The organism is Metabacillus sp. B2-18 (assembly GCF_021117275.1).
Lineage (GTDB): Bacteria > Bacillota > Bacilli > Bacillales > Bacillaceae > Metabacillus.
The window spans coordinates 4,392,750-4,413,218 of sequence record NZ_CP088245.1 but is presented as its reverse complement, the minus strand read 5'-3'; the positions used below and the strand labels follow the sequence as shown (position 1 = coordinate 4,413,218).

Here is a 20,469-nt window from a genome sequence, read left to right as displayed (position 1 = left end):
AGTTTACTAGTTTTTACATAACGTTGGGGAGGAAACAAGATGAATCGAAAACTAATGACGTTTAGCTTGGCTGCTGTTTTAGGGACAAGCACTTTATTACTACCTAATCACCACCTTGGCTTCGCTCAAACGTTACAGGAAAAGAAGCAAGAAATTGAGAAGAAACAATCAGATGTATCTTCTGATCTTGGTCAAAAGGAAAGTGAAATCTCAGAGCTTAAAGATAAAGAAGCGAAATTAGATGAAGAGATTAAAAAAATAGACACGCAATTTGCTGAAACGAACGGAAAAATTCGTGAACAAGAAGCAAGTATCGAAGAATCTAGAAAGCAAATTGAAGAATTAAAAGTAAAAATTGAAGAAGTGAAAGCTCGTATTGCTGAGCGTAATAAGCTTTTAGAAGATCGTGCTCGTACTCTACAAGAATCTGGCGGTGTGATTAGTTATTTAGATGTGCTTCTAGGGGCTCAAAGCTTTGGAGATTTTGTTGGTCGTGTTAATGCGGTCACAACAATTGTAGAAGCTGATCGTGAAATTATTAAAGCACATGAAGCAGATAAGCAAACGTTAGAGCAAGCAGAGGCAGATCTAAATAAGAAATTAGTAGAACTTGAAAATGCCCTAACACAATTAGAAACTCTTAAACAGCAGTTAGCTGGTCAAAAGAAGAAAAAAGAAGAGTTAATGGCACAAGTTCAAGAGCAGCATGATGAAGCCATTCATGAAATGCATGAGTTAGAAGATGAAGCAGCATTTTTAGAAGAGCAAAAAACAGCAATCGAAGCTGAAGAAAAGCGTCAGCGTGAAGCAGCAGCTGCGGAAGCAAAACGAAAAGCTGAGGCAGCAGCAGCTAAGAAATCTAGCTCAAGTCCTTCAAGCTCAAACAATAGTTCATCTTCACAAAAACCTGCTGTTTCAAGTGGGAGCTTTACGTGGCCTGCATCTGGATCCTTCACATCAGGATATGGCTACCGCATTCACCCTGTAACAGGTGGTAAGAAGCTGCACTCTGGTATTGATATTGCTAACAGTGCTGATGTTCCGATTGTGGCTTCAGCAGGAGGTACAGTAATACGTGCCAACTACTCAAGCAGTTACGGAAATGTAGTATACATTTCTCATAAAATTAATGGACAAGTTTACACAACTGTTTATGCTCACATGGAACAATTCTATGTTAAATCAGGACAATCTGTTTCCAAAGGTCAGCAAATTGGCATCATGGGAAATACAGGTCGTTCAACAGGACAGCATTTACACTTTGAAATTCATAAAGGACCATGGAACGGATCTTCAAGCTCTGTTAATCCATTGGACTATTTACCATAATATTACCCACATAGAAAGCCTCTAAAACATTTGATGTTTAAGAGGCTTTTTTAATTCAGATTTTATTTACATGATATGACCAAGCTTTACATATAATAGGAAAAGTCTACTTACAAAATGATTTACATAAACCTGGCTATATTGGCATGAGGAGGTAAAGGATGAATCAGAAAATCACAGCATTTTTACTAGCACTTGGCGTACTCGTTGGCGCAGGTGGAATGTTTGTAGGATTAGAGCTTACGGAAGATCCAGCACCTAAGGAAGCTGAAGCGATCCCAACGTTTGGGAATGTGTTTCAATCTGAAGAAGAACAAGCATCTGAAATTGAAGGGTTTGATAAGTTTAAGCAAGCTCTTGAATTAATCTCAACAAAATATGTTGAGGATGTTGATGAAGAGGAGCTATTAGAAGGCGCAATTCAGGGTATGCTTTCAACGCTTGAAGATCCATACTCTGTATATATGGACAAAGAAACAGCAGCGCAGTTTTCACAATCACTTGATTCCTCCTTTGAAGGAATTGGCGCTGAGGTTGGCATGCAGGAAGGCAGAGTAACGATTGTTTCTCCATTTAAAGGCTCTCCTGCTGAAAAAGCAGGTCTTCAGCCAAATGACCAAATCGTGAGCATTGATGGAGAAAACGTTGAAGGCCTTGATTTACACGAAACTGTGTTAAAAATTCGCGGGAAAAAAGGAACAAAAGTTGCGATAGAGGTTGTTCGTCCGAACACAAGAGAAAAATTAACATTTGATGTTGTTCGTGATGAAATTCCTTTAGAAACAGTGTTCGGTTCAACAAAGGATTATCAAGGGAAAAAGGTTGGTTACATTCAAATTACTTCTTTCTCTGAAAATACTGCACAAGACTTTAAAGAAACATTAACAAAATTAGAGAAAGACAATATTGAAGGACTTGTGTTAGATGTTCGTGGAAATCCTGGCGGCTACTTACAAAGTGTTGAAGAAATTTTAAAAGAGTTTGTGACGAAGGATCACCCATATATCCAAATTCAAGAACGCAATGGAGATAAAAAGCGTTATTTCTCTAAGCTTTCTGAGAAAAAAGACTATCCTGTTTCTGTGTTAATTGATAAAGGAAGTGCTTCTGCTTCAGAGATTTTAGCAGGTGCATTAAAAGAAGCATCAGGATATGAAATTGTCGGTGTAACTTCGTTCGGTAAAGGAACGGTACAGCAGGCTGTTCCTATGGGAGATGGAAGCAATATCAAGTTAACTCTCTACAAATGGTTAACACCTGAAGGAAATTGGATTCACAAAAAAGGTGTGGAGCCAACAATTAAAGTTGAACAGCCGGCACTATATCAAGCGAGTCCTTTACAAATTGAAAAGGCGTTAACGTTTGATATGAACAATGACCAAATTAAAACTGCACAGCTTGCGTTAAAGGGTTTGGGCTTTGAACCTGGAAGAGAGGACGGCTACTTTAGTAAAGCAACAGAAAATGCCGTAAAAGCATTCCAGCAAACAAATGAGCTTCCAATCAGCGGGAAAATTGATTTGCAAACAGCAGACACTTTAAATCAAAAGGTAGTAGAGCTTCGAGGAAAAGAAGACAACGATGTTCAGTTGAAAATGGCGATAAAATCGTTGTTTAAATAAACGTTTAATGAATCAGGGCTAACATCATGTTAGCCCTGATTTTTTGAATTAGTGCCTGACAACAAGCCCAGCTAAGGACGAAAAAAAGCCTCTATGTTCGAACCTTTATAATATATCGGTGAAACTTAGGAGGTTAACCATGAGAAATTCCAGTTTACAAAAGGTGCAGGTGTATCAGGAGTTTTTAACTGAGCTGATGGAAAGCAGCTCTGAACATAAGTTTCACACTAGCCCCAGTAAGCCTGTTCGGCTGTTTAGTATGTATATTGCTAATTACACAAGCATCAAAAAAATACAGCAGATCGATCAAGAATGTGTGAAAGCATTTTTTTCTTATTTACTAAAAAATCATAAGCGACTTTCGCTTTCTCTATCAGATATAAAAAAATCGATTAAAACGATTGTGCTTATTTTAGGTATTGAGGAAGATGATTGCTTTAGTGATTTTTCACTTTCTAACACATGTATTTGGAACAACTTAAAATAAGCATACTAAATTTTCCACCGAGATGTTAAAATATGATTAACCTAATAGAAACAGTAAGGTGGGATTCTGTTTTGATCGATGATTGGTTACTAGAGTTGCTATGGGCAGCCGGTCGCTTCTTTATCCATCCGCTCTTTTATCTTTTTTTCCTTTTAACATTTGCCTATGGCTATCTTCGTGTTAAGCAAGAAAGAAATTCTTTTCATATTCGTGTGTTTGATATTTATAATGAAATGAAGTTTACGTATACAAAAGGAATTGTGTTGGGACTGATTGTCTCTGTCTTTTCTCTTGCATTAGGCTTAAGTCTGCCATTTGGAACCGTTGTCCTCATGGCGATTATTACAGCGCTTATTGGTCTTACATTTCAGCTGCGATGGCTGTCAGCTGCTTTTACAGTGGGATTAACATTGCTAGCAGCAACTTTTATTCCAGATGGTTCTTTTTTTGTTGGATTATCTGAGACTAGCTTTGCTTCACTCAGCATTCTAGCTGGCTTATTAGTCATAGCGGAAGGAATTCTTATTTTCCGTACAGCACATATCCAAACGTCTCCGTTTTTAAAAACGAGTACAAGAGGTTTGCCAATTGGAAATCATCAAGCGAAACGAACGTGGATGCTTCCATTGCTGTTACTTGTTCCGGGTGGTACGTTAACCTCAACACTACCTTGGTGGCCAGTGGTATCGATTAATGGAGAGCCGTTTTTACTGCTGTTTATTCCAATTTTCCTTGGATTCCATCAGCGTGTTCAAGGTTCACTGCCAAAAGAAAGCATGAAGGTAACAGGAGAACGGGTCATTTGGCTAGGTGTGTTAACCCTATGCTTAGCGGTGGCAAGTATTTGGTTTACACCGGTCGCGTTTATCGCTGTGTTTGTTGCGATGGTAGGACGTGAATTCATCACAATCCGCCAGCGACTGAACGATGATTCCGCTGCCTTCTATTTTTCAAAACGAGATCATGGCTTGATGATACTAGGCATCCTTCCACATTCACCAGCAGAAAAAATGACCCTCCAAGTTGGGGAAATGGTAACAAAGGTCAATGGGCATGCTGTTAAAACAGTGGACGAGTTCTATCAAGCTCTCCAGAAAAACCGAGCATTTTGTAAGCTCGAAATAGTCAATTTTAACGGCGAAATTCGTTATGCACAAAGGGCACTGTATGATGGTGAGCATCATGAACTAGGGATTTTGTTTGTGCAGGAAGCTAAGAAGAAGTGGGAGAATGAGGCTGTTTAATAGTAAGTTCCTAATACTATCTAATGAAAAATCATATGACTGTGTAATTTTAGAGAAACGATTATGTCGTTTCTCTATTTTTATATAGAGTAATTTGTTTTGTTTGATATCTATTGAAAACAGAAAAGGTAAGAGATTAAACTATACCTCTTCTTTTCGCTATTTTTAAAATAATATACCTTAAAGTGAATCCGAGAATTAAGCCAGGAATTACAAAGAGCATAGGCATAAATACTGGTCCAATTAAATGACCAAATAATTTTAATTTACCACAATAAAATAACCCCACTGTAACTAAATAAGCTGAAAAAACGAATGGAAGAAATGAAAACTGTTCTCCTGGAGGCATTGCGGTTTTGTAGCCATCCCACATCGCAAAAAAGTATAAACATGAATAAAATAATAACCATTGATAATCTGTAACAGAGTATGCCTTTTCGAATTCCCCTAAAAAGCTAAACATAATGGCAAGATTAAAATGACTGTTAAGGTTAATGATTACTTCTGAAAGAATAAAAAAAATGCCTTTAACATAGTGGCCTGTTAGTAATTGGCTGAATCCAGGCAATGCTATATTCCACATAACTGATTCTAACTTCCCTACATTTTTCATCTCTTATCCATCCTTATAGCTGATAAGGGTAGTTTGTTTAAGAGAGATGAAAATCATTCATTAAAATTTTCAATTCATTAACATCTAATCTTAAATAGCTTTTTAAAGGAAAGTGGATTTTCTTTCACTTCACAATCAACACAGGACAATTAGCTCTTTTGGCTACTTTATGACTGACACTTCCTAAGACAAACTCCTGAAGTCTATTTAACCCTCGACTCCCGATCACAACAAGATCAATATTGTTATCGTTTACATATTTAACAATTGTTGGTCCAGGTTCACCGTGCAGAATCTTCATTTCATATGATACTCCGGCTTGCAGTGCTTTTTTTTCAACTTCCTTCATCCGTTTTTTACGATAATCGTTAATATCTACAGAGTTCCAGTTGCTAAGAACATCTGATTTAGCTCGATCGGGGTCAACAACGTACACAACATCAATTCTGGATCCTTTACTATATTGAGCAATATGAATGGCATTTTCTGCTGCACGTTTTGAATGCTCCGAGCCGTCAGAAGCTAATACTATTCTTTTATACATTCTATATACCTCCTACTATTAGGATATTATATGATAAGTAAAAATTTACCGACACAAATATTGATATTAAGTTGCATGAAGTAGAAAAATAGAGAAATAAAGAGTATGTGGTAAATGTATACGCTTACTGTCTATTTCACAATACTTTAAAAATCATTTATAATGCTTTTTGTTAACAACGGACCCGACTTTCATGAGAGTTGAAAGTCATTAAAAAATAATAGCGAAAAGGGAGAGGATTTTTTTTGGAGAATATGACAACTAAATATTCTTGGTTTGGAAATATCAGAGGAGACATCTTGTCAGGTATTGTTGTAGCACTAGCTTTAATTCCTGAGGCTATCGCATTCTCAATTATTGCGGGTGTTGATCCTATGATTGGTTTGTATGCCTCATTTTGTATTGCAGTCACAATAGCGTTTGTCGGCGGACGTCCCGGAATGATTTCAGCTGCAACTGGTGCGACGGCTTTGCTTATGACAACATTAGTTGCTGACTATGGATTGCAGTATTTACTTGCAGCAACCATTTTAACTGGTATTATTCAAATCGTTATGGGGATTTTGAAATTAGGCAGACTGATGAAATTTGTGCCTCGTTCGGTTATGACAGGCTTCGTTAATGCGTTGGCTATCCTTATCTTCACTGCACAATTGCCTCATTTTGTAGGTGAATCATGGCCAATGTATGCAATGGTTGCAGGTGCTCTTGCGATTATTTACATTTTACCTCGTTTTACAAAGGTAGTGCCATCACCTTTAGTAGCAATTGTTGTGATTTCGATTATTGCTGTAATGACGGGAAGTAATGTTGGAACGGTAGGAGATATGGGTGAGTTATCTCAAACATTACCAATGTTCTTAATACCTGATATTCCTTTTACTTTTGAAACATTACAAATCATTTTCCCATATTCTTTATCAATTGCCATTGTAGGTTTAGTTGAGTCATTATTAACGGCTCAAATCGTAGATGATATGACTGATACAGGCAGTGACAAAAATAAAGAAGCACGTGGGCAAGGTATTGCAAACATCGTTTCAGGATTTTTCGGTGGAATGGCTGGTTGTGCGATGATTGGGCAATCTGTCATTAATGTGAAGTCAGGTGGTAGAGGTCGTTTATCTGCTTTAGTGGCTGGGGTATTTTTAATGATCCTCATTCTACTACTTAATGACTTATTAGTACAAATTCCAATGGCTGCTCTTGTAGGAGTTATGTTTATGGTATCAATCGGAACATTTGACTGGACATCATTAAAAACCCTTCATAAGGTACCATTAACAGATACGATTGTTATGGTTGTAACAGTGGTCACGGTTCTTTTGACACATGACTTGTCAAAAGGTGTTCTTGTTGGGATTATTTTAAGTGCGATTTTCTTTGCCTCTAAAATATCTAAGGTCAAGATAACAAGTTTAGCCTCAGGTCAATCTAGCAAGAAAATCTATCGTGTGTCTGGTCAATTATTTTTTGCTTCTGTTAGTGAATTTGTTGAAAGCTTTAATTATAGAGAAAATGTAAAAGAAATTGATTTAGACTTAACAAATGCTCACCTATGGGATGATTCGGCAGTGGGTGCTATTGATAAAGTCATCATTAAATATCAACAAAATGGAGTGAAGGTTAACCTGATTGGTGTGAATACAGAGAGTAACAAATTAATGGAGAAAATCTCTGTTCATAATAAGCCAGGCGGTTTAACCAAAGTAGCCAATCATTAATGATAAAAACATCAAATCGAAACGATTTGATGTTTTTTTATTTGACGTGAAAATCTGTTAAAACAACGCCTATGAAAACCTTTAATAACAGGCTTTATTGCTTGAAGTTCAACCCTTGACAAGTGAAGCTATTCTGCGTTACTATATACCGGTAGTAAGTAATACTAAATATCGGTATCACAAGGTACCTGTGGAAAAAAGAAGTTGAAATCGAAACACAAGTGAGGGAATGCTTTGGAAAATATAACGGAAATGCTGAAAGGAGTGCTTGAGGGCTGTGTGCTTGAAATCATCAGTCGTGGAGAAACTTATGGCTATGAAATCACACAACAGCTGCGAGAACTTGGCTTCACTGATGTGGTAGAGGGCACAGTTTATACGATTACTATGCGGCTTGAGAAAAACAATCTGGTGGATATTGAGAAAAAGCCATCCAATATGGGACCGCCGAGAAAATTTTATACACTCAACGCAGCAGGTCAAGAGCATCTGGAAACCTTTTGGAGAAAATGGGAATTTGTCTCGAGTAAAATTAACGAACTCAAAACAAAAGTAAAATAAAAGGAGATTTCATATGAATATAATTGAAAAAATGATCGGAAGTCTGGAAGACAAGCGAGAATGGAGAGCGATGGAGGCACGTGCGAAGGCTCTTCCAAGTGAGTACCATCATGCTTATAAAGCCATTCAAAAGTATATGTGGACTACTGGTGGTCCTACTGATTGGAAGGAATGCAGCTGTATCTTTAATGGAATAATCGACCTTTTTGAGGAAGGTGCAGCGGAAGGCAAGAAAGTTACTGACCTCACAGGTGAGGACGTGGCTTCTTTCTGCGATGAACTCGTGAAGGATACAAAAACGTGGTCGGATAAGTATCGCACGAAGTTGAACGATACGATTGGTCGTGGGTAAGGGTTTTGCCTGGCCATCAGACTTATTATTAGTTTAGAACCCAAAAGAAGATTCATCTGTGCTAACTTTAGAAAGTTATACTAATAGAAGAGGAGGATGATAAAATCCTCCTCCCATAAGTTTAATTAACTTAAATATTCACTTAAAGCTTGTTGCAGTGTTCCTAATGTTTTGGTTTTCGGTTCAAATGAGATACCAAGGTGGATCATTTTTCTAACTACTTCTACTCGTAAACCAGTAATAACTGATTTACATCCCATCATACTCGCACCGTCTATTATCTTTAATAAATGTTCGATCACATCAATCTCCATATCGGCAATTCCAGATAAATCAATTATTAACGTTTGAATGCGTAGCAAACCAATTTCAGTTAGAACCTTTTCTTCTAATATATTTGTGCGAAATTCATCAATGGCTCCAATTAGTGGTAATATGCAAACACAGGAGTTAATTGGAATTATTGGTACAGATAGGTTCTCGACCAGCTCTCTATGTGCCTTAATCAAAGAATCCTTATATGTAGAGTAACTTATAAAGAAAGCATTTAAAAAATCATCGATTTGATCATTTACTTCTTTTTCAAGAGTAAAAAAGTTTTCAATAACTTTTTCATTTGTTAACTTGTTATACTCTTTAATTAGGAACCAAACTGTGCGACGAATGGCTTGTATCCACTCTAATTTAAATGATAGATCAATTGAATGCGTGGCCCAAGCAATACCTTCATGTTTGGCAAACTGTCGAAGTTCTTTTTCTTTTTGGTCAATAATAAAGAAAACAAGTTTCTTAGCATTATTAACTAAATCGATATTTCCAATATGTAAAATATCATCAATCATATCTTTTACATTAACAGCTTCAGAAAGAAGCAATTCTTCAAAGTTTTGAAGGTTTTTCTCAAAAAAATCTTTTAATTGATATGATTCATGGTAGAAGAATTCCACTGCGCTCCCCCCAATATGTTTTGAATTTTTTGAATTCCACTGCCTATATACATTTTATTATAGTGTTTGAGAAAAATAAACGATTCTTTGACCTAAATTACAACAGAAAGAAATTAGTCCTATTCACGTAAATTATCAGCTGCTCGTTGTTATAAAAGGAAAAAGAACCCCACAAAGGTGAGGTCCTTTTCTGTTTATATTAGTGTGATTAATGATCCGCCAATAGCCCCAACAATGACAATGATCCAAGGTGATAGCTTGTAATACACCAACATGGTAAAAAGAATCGCAGCAAAGGCAAAGTCAATTGGAGTTAAAATGGAACTCGTCCAGATTGGTTGATAAAAGGCAGAAATTAAAATTCCAACTACTGCTGCATTTACTCCCATTAAGGCTCCTTTGATTTTAGGATTTCGACGTAAAGTGTCCCAAAATGGAAGTGTACCAAAAATTAATAGAAATGCTGGTAAGAAGATCGCGATTGTGGCTAAAAGGCCTCCTTGCCAGCCGTTCATCACTGCTCCTAAATAGGCAGCAAATGTAAATAGGGGTCCAGGAACTGCTTGTGCAGCACCGTATCCAGCTAAAAAGGCTTCTTCTGTCATCCATCCTGTTGGCACAAATTCACGTTCTAATAATGGTAAAACAACATGGCCGCCACCAAATACTAAAGAACCTGAACGATAAAAGCTATCGAACATTGCGATCCAATTTAAAGCTGTTGTTTCTCTCAGGATTGGCAAAAGGACAAGAAGCCCAAAAAACAATGATAAACACACTAGTGCAAAACGTTTTGAAATTGGTACTTGTAAATCAGCATCATCAGTATCTTTATTTTCTTTATACAATAAAAATCCGATAAAAGCTGCAATAAGAATAACTCCAACTTGCGTGAAGGCTGTTTGCCATAAAAGGGTACTCACTAATGCTAATAAAGCGAGTGTTTTTCTCTTTAAATCAGGAGTAAGCTTTTGTGCCATTCCTAAAATGGCATGTGCAACAACCGCAACGGCTACAATTTTTAACCCATGTATCCAGCCTGCATCTGCAACATCTATACCTTGAAGAATTAATGCAAATACAATAAGAGCGATAACCGATGGCAATGTAAAACCGATAAATGAGACAATTCCTCCTAAGACTCCAGCTCGCATGACACCAATTCCAATACCTACTTGGCTACTTGCTGGACCTGGTAAGAACTGACACAGGGCAACTAAATCAGCATAGCTTTTTTCATCCAGCCATTTTCTTCTTCGAATATACTCATTGTGGAAATAACCTAAATGAGCTACAGGTCCTCCAAATGACGTTAAACCAAGCCTTGTAGAAATAAAAAGTATTTCCAAAAGTGCCTTAAAACTTAGGTTTTTTTTCTTCATCAAACTCACCTTCTTTTATTAATCTTTTATTTCTTTGAATAACTCGTAAGCTTTCTTTCTAGCCTCTACTAGGACTTCATTTCCTCTTTCGGTCGTTGTGTAATATTTTCTAATTTTCCCCGCAACATTTTTTTCTTCTTTTTCTAGTAATCCATCAGTTTCCATAGAATGTAGAATGGGGTAAAGAGTACCAGAACTAATATTATAGCCATGCTCTCTTAATTCTTCGACCATCCAAACTCCATATATAGGGTGGTCTTTGGCATGATGTAAAATGTGAATGTGGATAAAACCGAGAAATAGTTTGCGTAAAACTTTGTCTTCCAAATCATCACCTCTGAAAAGTTCAATATCAATACACAATATCGGTTTTCGATAACGAGAGTCTACAACATGAGATTAACATTTGCAATACTTTGTAGATATATTTACAAATTCTTAACGTTGATACTATTCTAATAGATCCCATAACAAGGAAGCTTCGAGTAAAGAATATAAAAAGAAAAATAGGGAAAATTAGTGGTAAGTTTATCGGAAGGACCGTGAGTCACTATGTGGTATGCCTATGCAATTATTGGGGCTTTCTTGGTGATTTTATTGTTAATGCCAAAGAAGCTTACCTTAAGAGAAATCTACTTTAGTTCGGGAATTCTGGGGTTTGGAGCTTGGCTTGGTGATGCATTAGTTGGTGATGTTTTTAAAGCTTTTCAAATTGGTCCTTCTCATGATACTTATTTAATTGACTACATTTTTATCTCATTTGTGCCTTTATCAATTGGCTTAGTTTATCTTAATTTCTTAAACAAGTACCAATCAGTATTATATAGATGGCTATGGGTAGTTGTTGCATATCTTCTTGAATGGGGTGAGTTGCATCGGGGTACATGGTAAGCAAAGGATGGAAAACATGGTACTCAATCCCTTTGTTCATCTTTGTATTTGTTTATTTTTTACCGTGGCATTTAAAACAACTGAAAAATAGTAAATAGATTAATACCTACGATAATTTCTTTTTATGTGTTTTCAAAGGTGGCGAAATAAGTAGGAATATGCAGAATCGCAGATAAAATAGAGAAAATCGCTGATAAATTCTAGTAATCGAAGATAAACACTCCAAAATCGAAGATAAATCACCTTTTTAAGGTTAAGGCAGTATTTTTTGCTTCGTTTAGAATGAAATTTAAGGTAATGTACGGGGCTTTATGTCATGTAGCTGATTTCCTACATAAACTTTCTATAAAATAACAGAGAAAAACAAACACAATGGAGTGTTACACAAAGTTCAACACCCCATTATGTTAACAGACTCTTAATAAGCTATACAGATGCTCCAATCTTTAAAAGTTTTATTAAGCCTTTCTGTCCTATTTAAATGTATAACAATTACCGTCATCTGTTACTAAAAGATTAGGAGACATTTCTTTATCCTTACTAAATTGTTTTAATTCTCCTCTAGATAAACCCCAGTGATTTACAGCCTCCATGTGGACCGCAATAATCTTGGAGGCAGGAGCTGCTTTATACACTTCAAAAACATCATCTTTCCCCATAACTAGAGAACCGCCTTCAAAGAATTGATTATCACCAGCATTTACTACAATGATTTCCGGTTTGTGTGTATCGATCACTTCTTGAACGTCTTCATACCACACAGTATCTCCGGCAACATATAATGTTTTCTCAGTCTGATGTTTGAAGACAACACCACATACTAAACCAGTGAGCTTTAAGATTTCGCCTCTTCCATGTTGACCTTTTGTTTTAATTAGTTTGATATCATCAAAGACTGTATCCTCTTGTAAAACCTCTACGTTTTGGAAACCAGCACTTTGAATTTCTATGGCATCTTCTTCATTTTGGGCAAAAATTTTCATATCTTTTGGCAATGCGTCTTTTGCCGCTTCATCCCAATGATCATAGTGTAGATGAGTGACAATCACCGCATCTACGTTAATAATTTCTTCGATGGATGTTGGTAAGCTAACTAAAGGGTTGTGTTGGTCTTGTCTTGGTGAATTTGGGAATGGCGGGTAAGCTCCCTTTGGTGCTAACATTGGATCTATTAAAAACTTTTTATCTGCATATTCAACTACGATCGTCGCATTTCGTATTGTATTTATCTTCATGTGAAAAACTCCTTTTCTTTAAAAATTCCTTTGCACAATGTATATTTTAAAATATGAGCAAACGATGAATACATAGAATAAATAAACTCTTTTGGCCTTTTTACTTTATTAATGAAAGGAGTTAAAGAAAATGTTAGATAACACGGATATGAAAATCCTAAATGAGCTTTCTAAGAATAGCCGGATTACAATGAAAGAACTGGGCGAGAAAGTCCATTTAACAGGACCGGCTACTTCAGCAAGAGTGGAGAAGCTAGAAGATAGTGGAGTGATTGAAGGGTATACGATTAAAGTGAATCAAGGTAAATTAGGTTATAATATATATGCTTTTATTACAATCTTTACCCAAAGCATGAATCACCAGCCGTATCTATCTTTTATTGGATTTTATGATGAATACATCCTAAATAATTATAAGATTAGTGGGGAAGGCTGTTATCTTCTCGAATGCAAATTTCCGTCCAATGAACAAATGAATCAATTTTTGGAGAAGTTAAATGAGCATGCAAACTACAAACTAACGATTGTTATTAATAAATAGGGAGCGAATTATGGAACATAACGTTTTTGAAGAGATGGCAAAAAGATATGATACACAAGAAAGAATGGAATTAGCTAATGTGATTGTTAAGGAAGTAAGATCAAAGTTACAAAATAGCCAAGCAAAATCATTAATAGACTATGGAAGTGGTACTGGTCTCGTTAGTTTAGAATTATCTGATTTAGTAGATTCTGTTTTGTTGGTTGATTCATCAAAGGAAATGCTGGAGGTTGCGAAAGCCAAAATTGCTCTCAAGGGTATCACTAACGCAAACGTACTTTATTCAGATTTTACTCAAGAAACGCCCGAGCTTAAGGCAGACATCGTCTTTATGTCACTAGTTCTTCTCCATATTCCGGATACGAAAAAAATACTACAAGAATTGTTCAACATCTTAAATAATGGTGGCGAGCTAATCATTGTTGATTTTGACAAAAACAATAAAATTCATCATCAAAAAGTTCATAATGGCTTTTCGCATGAAGAACTGAAAAAGACATTATCCGAAGTTGGATTTAAATCGGCTGAAATGAAGACTTTTCATCATGGACAGCGTATTTTTATGAATCAAGATGCTTCGATGTTTATATGTAGTAGTGTTAAGTAATATTTTTACAGCTTAACACTAAAGTTCTGTTAAGGCTGAAAATATGGATAGCAGGGTATCTCATTAATGGGACAGCCTGCTATGCTTATGCAATATTAATAACATTCATGTTCCATAAATCAATCTACATCACCCAGCTTCTTCAAACAAAGAATTCTCTCTATTCCCATTCCTAAACTTCATATAAAAACAACCCGTAATTAGGAGTGACAACACACCAAAGATCACAGTCATCTGTTGAAATCCGATGATATCTAATAAAAGTCCTGTTGCGACTAAAACGATTTGATAGGTGAAATCGTCAAACATTCCCCTGAAAGAGAAAAATCGACCATGAAAATCACTCGGAACATTTGTCTGAAAGATCGTCGCTGCAGTTGGAAAGAAAGTGCCTACTGAAAAGCCGAATAAAATAAACGCTACAACTGTAATAATCGGCATGTTTGTAAAATAAAGGACTAGTTGAGAAATCCCGATTATAGTAGAGAAGAACAATAACGTAGCATATGGAGACTTGTTACCATATCTTTTAACGAAAAACGCACCGAGCATAAAGGAAATTCCCTCTGCAGCATATAGCCAGGCTTTTACTGAGGGATTGTTTTGGATTTCACTTATCGCAATAATGATTAGATTAAAGCCCCCAATAAACAGAATCGGTACGACCGTTAAAACAAGTGTCATGAGGACAAGAGGCTGACCTTTTATAAGAGGAAACACCTCTTTAAATCCTTGTCCATTTGAAGCAACATCTTCTTTAATGCCTTGAGCTTTACCCTTTTGTTCATCTACTTTTAAGAAGCATGTAAGAATAAAAAGAACAACATAAGAGATAAACGCCAACAAATAAAGCGTCCAAAGTGACATTACACTTAAGAAAATCCCAGCAGCGGCTGTACCAAGAATGCGGGATAGGGTAGAAACATTTGTATGTATTCCGTTAAGCTGCAATAAATCTTTTTTCTCCACAACAAGAGGGAGAGTTGCTTGCAATGCTGGGAAATAGAAGGCTGCCGAAAGATTAATCGAAACGAGAAAAGCAATCATCCACCAAACAGAGCCTGTTTCGATCGCGATAAACATAAAAGCTACACTGATAAGTCGTGCTACACCAGAGTAGAGCATGATCGTCTTCTTGTTATATTGGTCTGTAATCTTTCCCGCAAGTGGGCCAGCGATCATTCCTGCAAAAATACCAGCTATAAGAATAAGAGATTTTAAGAAATCAGAAGATACCTTATCCTGCATAAACTCAAGATCACCGATAATCCCCAGCCATAATCCAAATCCTGCTACAAATTCACCTGTTAGCAGAATCCACACATTTCTATTTTTTCTCATAAGTAAGCAGCCTCACATTCTCGTATTATTTCGGATTAGATATGTACATATTTGAATATTCATCCACAGTCTTATTGAAATTGATTATCATTATTATTTATAATAGCAGAGAAGGTAAGTCATTTAGTTAGCTTTTCAAGCCAGTTCCCTTTCTAGTAAGTAACATATAAATTAAATAGGGAGCTCCGATAACAGAGATCACAATACCGACTGGAATATCAGCCGGTGCTAAGAGATTTTTCCCAATCATATCAGCAACAAGTAAAAGAAGGGCACCGATTAAAGCAGATAAAGGTAATAGGCTGAAATAATTTGCTCCACATAGTCGACGGGCAAGGTGAGGAGCCAATAGTCCAATAAATGCTATGCCACCACCAACAGCTACGCATGCTCCAGCTAAAGCTGCTGAAAGAATTAATAAAAACCTGCGCTCAGACTCAACCTTTAGACCAAGAACATGTGGAACAGCTTCACTAAACTGAAGCAGATTCATTGATCTTGCTTTTAAAAAAGAGATCGGAATTAAAATCAGAATCCAAGGTAGCAATGCCCATACATACGGCCATTGTGCTCCCCAAATGCTACCTGTTAGCCATATCGTTGCAGCTTGAAAATCTTTAGGATCCATTTTTAGTTGAAAAATAATTAATAAGGCCCCACATAGGGCATTAAAGCCAAGTCCCATAAGAAGGAGACGTCCAGGATCAATTCCGTTTTTCCAAGAAAAGCTATAGATTAAGAGTGCAATGAGTAAAGCGCCTACAAACGCAAAAACAGGTAGAAAAAAAGTGGAAGAAAGAATACTGCTTTTTGATTGCCCAAATATGAAAATACAACACACTACAGCTAATCCTGCTCCTGCATTTATTCCTAGTATTCCAGGATCAGCTAATGAATTACGTGATAAGCCTTGAAGAATCGCTCCTGATAGCGCTAGCCCTGCTCCAATTAACATAGCAATAATCATTCGCGGTAATCTTAATTGATACAAAACAAGCTCTTGCTGAGGAGTTCCATTTCCTAAAATAGTTGCAAAAATTTCTTTGAGTGATATGGGTAAAACACCAGTTGAGAGACTGACAATAAAAACACTGAAAATCAAGAACATAAGTAGGAATAACCATAATCTTGATTGAAGAAATGCTTCTTTCCAATCCATTACATATACCCCCTTTTCTGACGTGATAGATAAAGGAAAAATGGTACCCCGACAAGGGCAGTAACCGCACTAACAGGTGTTTCAAATGGTGGGTTGATCATTCGGGCGCCGATGTCTGCGACAACAAGAAGAAAGGCTCCAGCAATCGCGCTAAGAGGTAGCAATAAACGATAATCGGGACCAACAAGCAACCGAATTACATGTGGAATCACAAGTCCGATAAAGCCGATGCTACCTGCAATTGAAACAGCAGCACCTGACAGTAAAATAACACTAATCAATCCGATCCAACGAACTTTTTGATAAGATTGTCCGAGTCCTGTAGCGACTTCTTCTCCCATAGCTAAAATCGTTAGCGAACGACTTATCCATAAAGCAAGTGTTAAGCCAATGATAACGGTAGGAAGGAGAATAAAAACATGAAGCCATTTTGTTCCTGATAACCCACCTGCAAACCAAAAGCTAAGATCTTGGGATACTTGAAAATAAAGCGCAATACCAGTTGATAAGGCACTAAAAAGTGTACTCAAGGCAGCTCCGGCTAAAGTAAGTGTTACAGGAGAGATTCGATCTCTTGATATCATCGAAAAAGCTAAAACACAGAATGCACCAATCGCTGATCCTGCAAATGACCAAAGAAGAAGAACCCAATAAGATCCAGATCCCACAAACGCAAGAGAAATTGCGATGGCTAATCCTGAACCATGTGTAATGCCAATAATTGATGGATCTGCAAGGGGATTTCGTGTTAGTCCTTGCATGATTGTTCCTGCAACAGCAAGTGTTGCCCCAATTAAAGCTGCTGTTAAAGCACGTGGAATGCGTATTTCCCAGATAAGCTGATGCTCGATATTTCCATTTTGAAACGAAAAAAAAGAATCAATGATAACAGAAGGTTTTATCAGAACTGCACCAAGACCAATGGATACAATTAAGCTAATAAAAATGAAAAGCAAACCAAATAAACTCAGTGCTGTTGCGTTATTTTTCTTCACAGATTGAGATGGTGAATCGCATGGTAATTCAGTCATTGAATGGTTTTTCATCGTAATCATTCCTTTTATTTTTCGTGTAAATGATTATCATTTTCATTTACTGTCGTAATTGTCTATTAATCTACTATTGTTACATTCAGTTTGTCAATTCTTTTTCAAAAATAAGGAAGGTGCTTTTATGACACATTTACTTTTGACTAAGCTTCATCATTTTAAGTTAGATATGATGAAAATCCGTGATGGAGGTATGGAATTCATCCACGTCATGAATGGGCATATTAGCCTTATTTATATTGCTTCAGGTCACGGGTTTATCGTGAGAAATGGAGAGCAGGAACCTCTTAAGGAAGGGAAAAGTTATTTCTTAACAGAAGACTGTCATTTCCTATCCACGGCCCCGGAGCTTTTAACTGTTTATAAGCTGTCATGGGATAAGGAAGTAAAAGATCTTGCTAATATATTGTCGATTGGCCTAGCTGACCAATTGCCAGCAAAGATGGTTTCATTGTGGGATGAAGCCATTCATTTACAAAAAGGGGAGTCGTTGTCGGCACAATGTAGGTTTCAATCAGCGATTTGGAATATTTTATCTTTTTTAACTGATTATGCAGAAGTGGATCAAATCGAGGAAACGATGGAATTGATTCGAAAGAATGTAGCAAGTCCATATTCGGTTGCAACACTAGCTGAAAAAGTAAATATGACTCCAAATTCTTTTGCCCGTGCGTTTAAAAAGCGAGTAGGAATGTCGCCCAAAGAGTTTTTAATTGAGGAAAGAATTCAAACAGCGAAGTCACTCATGCTTCAAAATAAGGGCATTACAACAAAAGATGTTGCGATGAAGATTGGGTTACAGGATGAATTTTATTTTAGTCGTCTTTTTAAACAAAAAGTAGGAGAGGCTCCAACCGTTTTTATGAAAAAATCAAAAGAAAGAATTGCGGTTGTGAGTCAAATGTTTTTACAAGATCATTTATTAGCATTAGGCATACAGCCTGTAGCGGCCCCGTTCTACCCATCTGTCTATCCGTCAAGTAACGGGCTACCGAGTCATCTTGAACATCATTTACAAGGAACACGTTTACTAAATGCAGAAAAGATGTTTAAACCAGAAGAAATTCTTCAATCACAGCCAGATCGAATTTTTAAAACTCCTTTACATAATGGAGAGGTACAAGCTGTGTTGCTATCACATCAACAAAAAGTACAGCATATTTCATTGAAAACAGAATGGAATGACTACTTTCGCGAGATTGCAAGCTTACTTGGAAAAGAGAATATGGTTGATAAGATCGAGCAAGAGATTTGTTGCTTGGAGTCAAAAGTGAAGGATGAACTCTGTCCTTTGACGAGAAAAGGGAACTGGGCGGTTATATGGATCAGACAAAATGAAATTCGTCTTTATGGTCACAGTGATCATGCTTGCTTTGATCTACTTTATCAAAAGCTGGGCTTTGAGCCTCATCCAGATTTGCCAACTAGTGGATACCGAGTACTCACAGTAGAAGAGCTTGCTGCGTTCAATATTGACAAGCTGCTAATCCTTTGGAGTCATGAAAAAGATGTATGGAAAGTGGTTCAAACAAAAGAATGGAAAAACATAAAAGCTGTTAAAAATAGAGAAATCTACTATCCCAAAAGCCATGAATGGGATCCTTGGGGACCAATAGGCAGAAAGCATATGCTCCTACAATTTAGCTCAAGCTTTAAAACTTCAAGATTAATGTCATAGTTTCATAAGGAGTATATTTTGTCCATGTAAAAAGGATGAATTGTCCATGTTCGCTTTAATTGATAATTGTTATCATCATAAATGAAATTCATTATCAATTAGGAGGAAGGCTCATGACAAAGAAATTCGCTTCATGGAGCATGATGGTAATGCTACTTTTACTTGTATTAACAGCATGCGGTAGTGGAGAAAAAACAGCTTCTAATGCAGAAGAGAATAAAGAGGAAGATCAAGCAACAGAGGAAGTCGAGACAGAGCAAGAAGAACAAGTAGAGGAGACAAGAACGGTTAAGCACTTATACGGTGAAGCAGAAGTACCAATGAATCCGGAGAAAATTGTGTTACTATCACATGTTTCATGGGAAGGTTCACTCGTATCTGTTGGCGTTAAACCACATGCTGTTATGGCATATGACAATGAATTCCCACCACATTTAACAGAAGAATTAGCTGGTGTCACTGCACTTCCATATGCAGATGAAATAAATACGGAAGAAATTGTAAAGCTTAACCCTGATTTACTAATTATCAGTGATCGATACAAGCCACTATATGATGCGTTAGCTGAGACAATTCCTACTGTTGTTGTAGAGGTAGGGGGAGATTGGAAGGAAGATCACCTTAAAGTAGCTGAAGCAGCTGGTAAATTAGAAGAAGGTAAAAAAGTTATTGAAGACTTGGAAAAAGAAGCAGAAGATATAGGAAATCGCATTCGTGAGAAGGTTGGGGAAGAAACCTTCATGGCAGTTGGTATCAATAAAAAGGACATTCGTGTATATGGAACAACAAATCATGCAACGAACTCATTATTATTTGATGATCTGAAATTAAAACCAACTGAAAACCTGCCTGAAGATTTTGGTGAAAATATTTCAATTGAGGGTCTAGTAAAATATGATCCTGATCACATTATTGATGTAACATACTTTAATAGTGGTGAATATTATGACTCTGTTACTCAAGGAGAAGTGTGGAAAAACCTAAGAGCGGTACAAAATGATAAAGTACATACCCTTACAACAACTTGGGGCTTTTGGGATCCAATTGAACGTCAAAAAGGCTTGAAAGAAATTGAGACATTATTATTAGGTGAATAATCATTTAGTATGATCATTTAGTCTTCTGAAAAAGAAGACTATTTTTCCCTCACCTATTGAGAATGA

General features: G+C 36.7%; 21 protein-coding genes. 12 read left to right on the top strand and 9 right to left on the bottom strand.

Going from position 1 to position 20,469, the window contains the following annotated elements; all coding sequences use genetic code 11:
• Positions 1-39: 39 nt before the first annotated feature.
• From LPC09_RS22285 to LPC09_RS22270, 4 genes are all read left to right on the top strand, one after another.
• Positions 40-1,329: a murein hydrolase activator EnvC family protein gene (locus LPC09_RS22285; RefSeq protein WP_231308340.1), complete on the top strand. Its 1,290-nt coding sequence runs from the start codon at positions 40-42 to the stop codon at positions 1,327-1,329.
• Positions 1,330-1,490: 161 nt separating this feature from the next.
• A complete protein-coding gene (locus LPC09_RS22280) occupies positions 1,491-2,951 on the top strand; it encodes a S41 family peptidase (protein WP_231308339.1) in 1,461 nt (486 codons plus the stop codon).
• A gap of 139 nt (positions 2,952-3,090) precedes the next feature.
• A complete protein-coding gene (locus tag LPC09_RS22275; protein WP_231308338.1) occupies positions 3,091-3,438 on the top strand; it encodes a swarming motility protein SwrAA in 348 nt (115 codons plus the stop codon).
• A gap of 32 nt (positions 3,439-3,470) precedes the next feature.
• Positions 3,471-4,682 carry a PDZ domain-containing protein gene (locus LPC09_RS22270; protein WP_442920003.1) on the top strand — a complete coding sequence of 404 codons (1,212 nt, stop codon included), beginning with the start codon at positions 3,471-3,473 and terminating at the stop codon, positions 4,680-4,682.
• Positions 4,683-4,818: 136 nt separating this feature from the next.
• Here LPC09_RS22270 and LPC09_RS22265 read toward each other — a convergent pair whose 3' ends face one another.
• Both LPC09_RS22265 and LPC09_RS22260 read right to left on the bottom strand, forming a co-directional pair.
• Positions 4,819-5,295, bottom strand: a complete 477-nt coding sequence (locus LPC09_RS22265) for a hypothetical protein (protein ID WP_231308337.1) — start codon at positions 5,293-5,295, stop codon at positions 4,819-4,821.
• Between the two features lie 124 nt (positions 5,296-5,419).
• Positions 5,420-5,839, bottom strand: a complete 420-nt coding sequence (locus tag LPC09_RS22260) for a universal stress protein (protein WP_231308336.1) — start codon at positions 5,837-5,839, stop codon at positions 5,420-5,422.
• Between the two features lie 254 nt (positions 5,840-6,093).
• Between LPC09_RS22260 and LPC09_RS22255 the strand changes: the two genes are divergently transcribed.
• The 3 genes from LPC09_RS22255 (at position 6,094) to LPC09_RS22245 (ending at position 8,476) form a co-directional block, all read left to right on the top strand.
• Complete coding sequence (locus LPC09_RS22255; RefSeq protein WP_231309795.1) at positions 6,094-7,563, top strand: SulP family inorganic anion transporter; 1,470 nt, start codon at positions 6,094-6,096, stop codon at positions 7,561-7,563.
• Positions 7,564-7,797: 234 nt separating this feature from the next.
• Positions 7,798-8,124 (top strand): PadR family transcriptional regulator, encoded by a 327-nt coding sequence (locus LPC09_RS22250; RefSeq protein ID WP_231308334.1) that lies wholly within the window; start codon positions 7,798-7,800, stop codon positions 8,122-8,124.
• Between the two features lie 13 nt (positions 8,125-8,137).
• Positions 8,138-8,476, top strand: coding sequence for a DUF1048 domain-containing protein (locus LPC09_RS22245; RefSeq protein WP_231308333.1), 339 nt, complete (start codon positions 8,138-8,140; stop codon positions 8,474-8,476).
• A gap of 125 nt (positions 8,477-8,601) precedes the next feature.
• On the opposite strand, the gene LPC09_RS22240 is transcribed toward LPC09_RS22245, so the two are convergent.
• The 3 genes from LPC09_RS22240 to LPC09_RS22230 form a co-directional block, all read right to left on the bottom strand.
• On the bottom strand, positions 8,602-9,423 hold the full coding sequence (locus LPC09_RS22240; protein WP_231308331.1) for an STAS domain-containing protein: 822 nt from the start codon (positions 9,421-9,423) through the stop codon (positions 8,602-8,604).
• A 194-nt stretch (positions 9,424-9,617) separates the two neighbouring features.
• Complete coding sequence (locus LPC09_RS22235; RefSeq protein WP_231308330.1) at positions 9,618-10,805, bottom strand: chromate transporter; 1,188 nt, start codon at positions 10,803-10,805, stop codon at positions 9,618-9,620.
• 18 nt (positions 10,806-10,823) lie between these two features.
• Positions 10,824-11,132: a PadR family transcriptional regulator gene (locus tag LPC09_RS22230; protein WP_098797116.1), complete on the bottom strand. Its 309-nt coding sequence runs from the start codon at positions 11,130-11,132 to the stop codon at positions 10,824-10,826.
• A gap of 261 nt (positions 11,133-11,393) precedes the next feature.
• On the opposite strand from LPC09_RS22230, the gene LPC09_RS22225 reads away from it, so the two are divergent.
• Positions 11,394-11,696, top strand: coding sequence for a hypothetical protein (locus tag LPC09_RS22225; protein WP_231308329.1), 303 nt, complete (start codon positions 11,394-11,396; stop codon positions 11,694-11,696).
• Between the two features lie 473 nt (positions 11,697-12,169).
• On the opposite strand, the gene LPC09_RS22220 is transcribed toward LPC09_RS22225, so the two are convergent.
• Positions 12,170-12,931 (bottom strand): MBL fold metallo-hydrolase, encoded by a 762-nt coding sequence (locus LPC09_RS22220; protein WP_231308327.1) that lies wholly within the window; start codon positions 12,929-12,931, stop codon positions 12,170-12,172.
• A gap of 130 nt (positions 12,932-13,061) precedes the next feature.
• Between LPC09_RS22220 and LPC09_RS22215 the strand changes: the two genes are divergently transcribed.
• Complete coding sequence (locus LPC09_RS22215) at positions 13,062-13,472, top strand: Lrp/AsnC family transcriptional regulator (protein WP_098797118.1); 411 nt, start codon at positions 13,062-13,064, stop codon at positions 13,470-13,472.
• 10 nt (positions 13,473-13,482) lie between these two features.
• A complete protein-coding gene (locus tag LPC09_RS22210) occupies positions 13,483-14,079 on the top strand; it encodes a class I SAM-dependent methyltransferase (RefSeq protein ID WP_098797119.1) in 597 nt (198 codons plus the stop codon).
• A gap of 129 nt (positions 14,080-14,208) precedes the next feature.
• Here the strand turns inward: LPC09_RS22210 and LPC09_RS22205 are convergent, their stop codons facing one another.
• The 3 genes from LPC09_RS22205 to LPC09_RS22195 form a co-directional block, all read right to left on the bottom strand.
• The gene (locus LPC09_RS22205) at positions 14,209-15,420 is read right to left on the bottom strand and encodes an MFS transporter (RefSeq protein WP_231308326.1); all 1,212 of its coding nucleotides are present in this window, start codon (positions 15,418-15,420) and stop codon (positions 14,209-14,211) included.
• A 127-nt stretch (positions 15,421-15,547) separates the two neighbouring features.
• Complete coding sequence (locus tag LPC09_RS22200; protein WP_231308325.1) at positions 15,548-16,579, bottom strand: FecCD family ABC transporter permease; 1,032 nt, start codon at positions 16,577-16,579, stop codon at positions 15,548-15,550.
• Positions 16,579-17,625 (bottom strand): FecCD family ABC transporter permease, encoded by a 1,047-nt coding sequence (locus LPC09_RS22195; protein WP_231308324.1) that lies wholly within the window; start codon positions 17,623-17,625, stop codon positions 16,579-16,581. Before LPC09_RS22195 ends, LPC09_RS22200 begins: the two co-directional genes overlap by 1 nt.
• 127 nt (positions 17,626-17,752) lie before the next feature.
• Between LPC09_RS22195 and LPC09_RS22190 the strand changes: the two genes are divergently transcribed.
• Together LPC09_RS22190 and LPC09_RS22185 are read left to right on the top strand one after the other, a co-directional pair.
• A complete protein-coding gene (locus LPC09_RS22190; protein ID WP_231308322.1) occupies positions 17,753-19,306 on the top strand; it encodes a helix-turn-helix domain-containing protein in 1,554 nt (517 codons plus the stop codon).
• 113 nt (positions 19,307-19,419) lie between these two features.
• Positions 19,420-20,403: an ABC transporter substrate-binding protein gene (locus LPC09_RS22185; RefSeq protein ID WP_231308321.1), complete on the top strand. Its 984-nt coding sequence runs from the start codon at positions 19,420-19,422 to the stop codon at positions 20,401-20,403.
• Positions 20,404-20,469 lie beyond the last annotated feature (66 nt).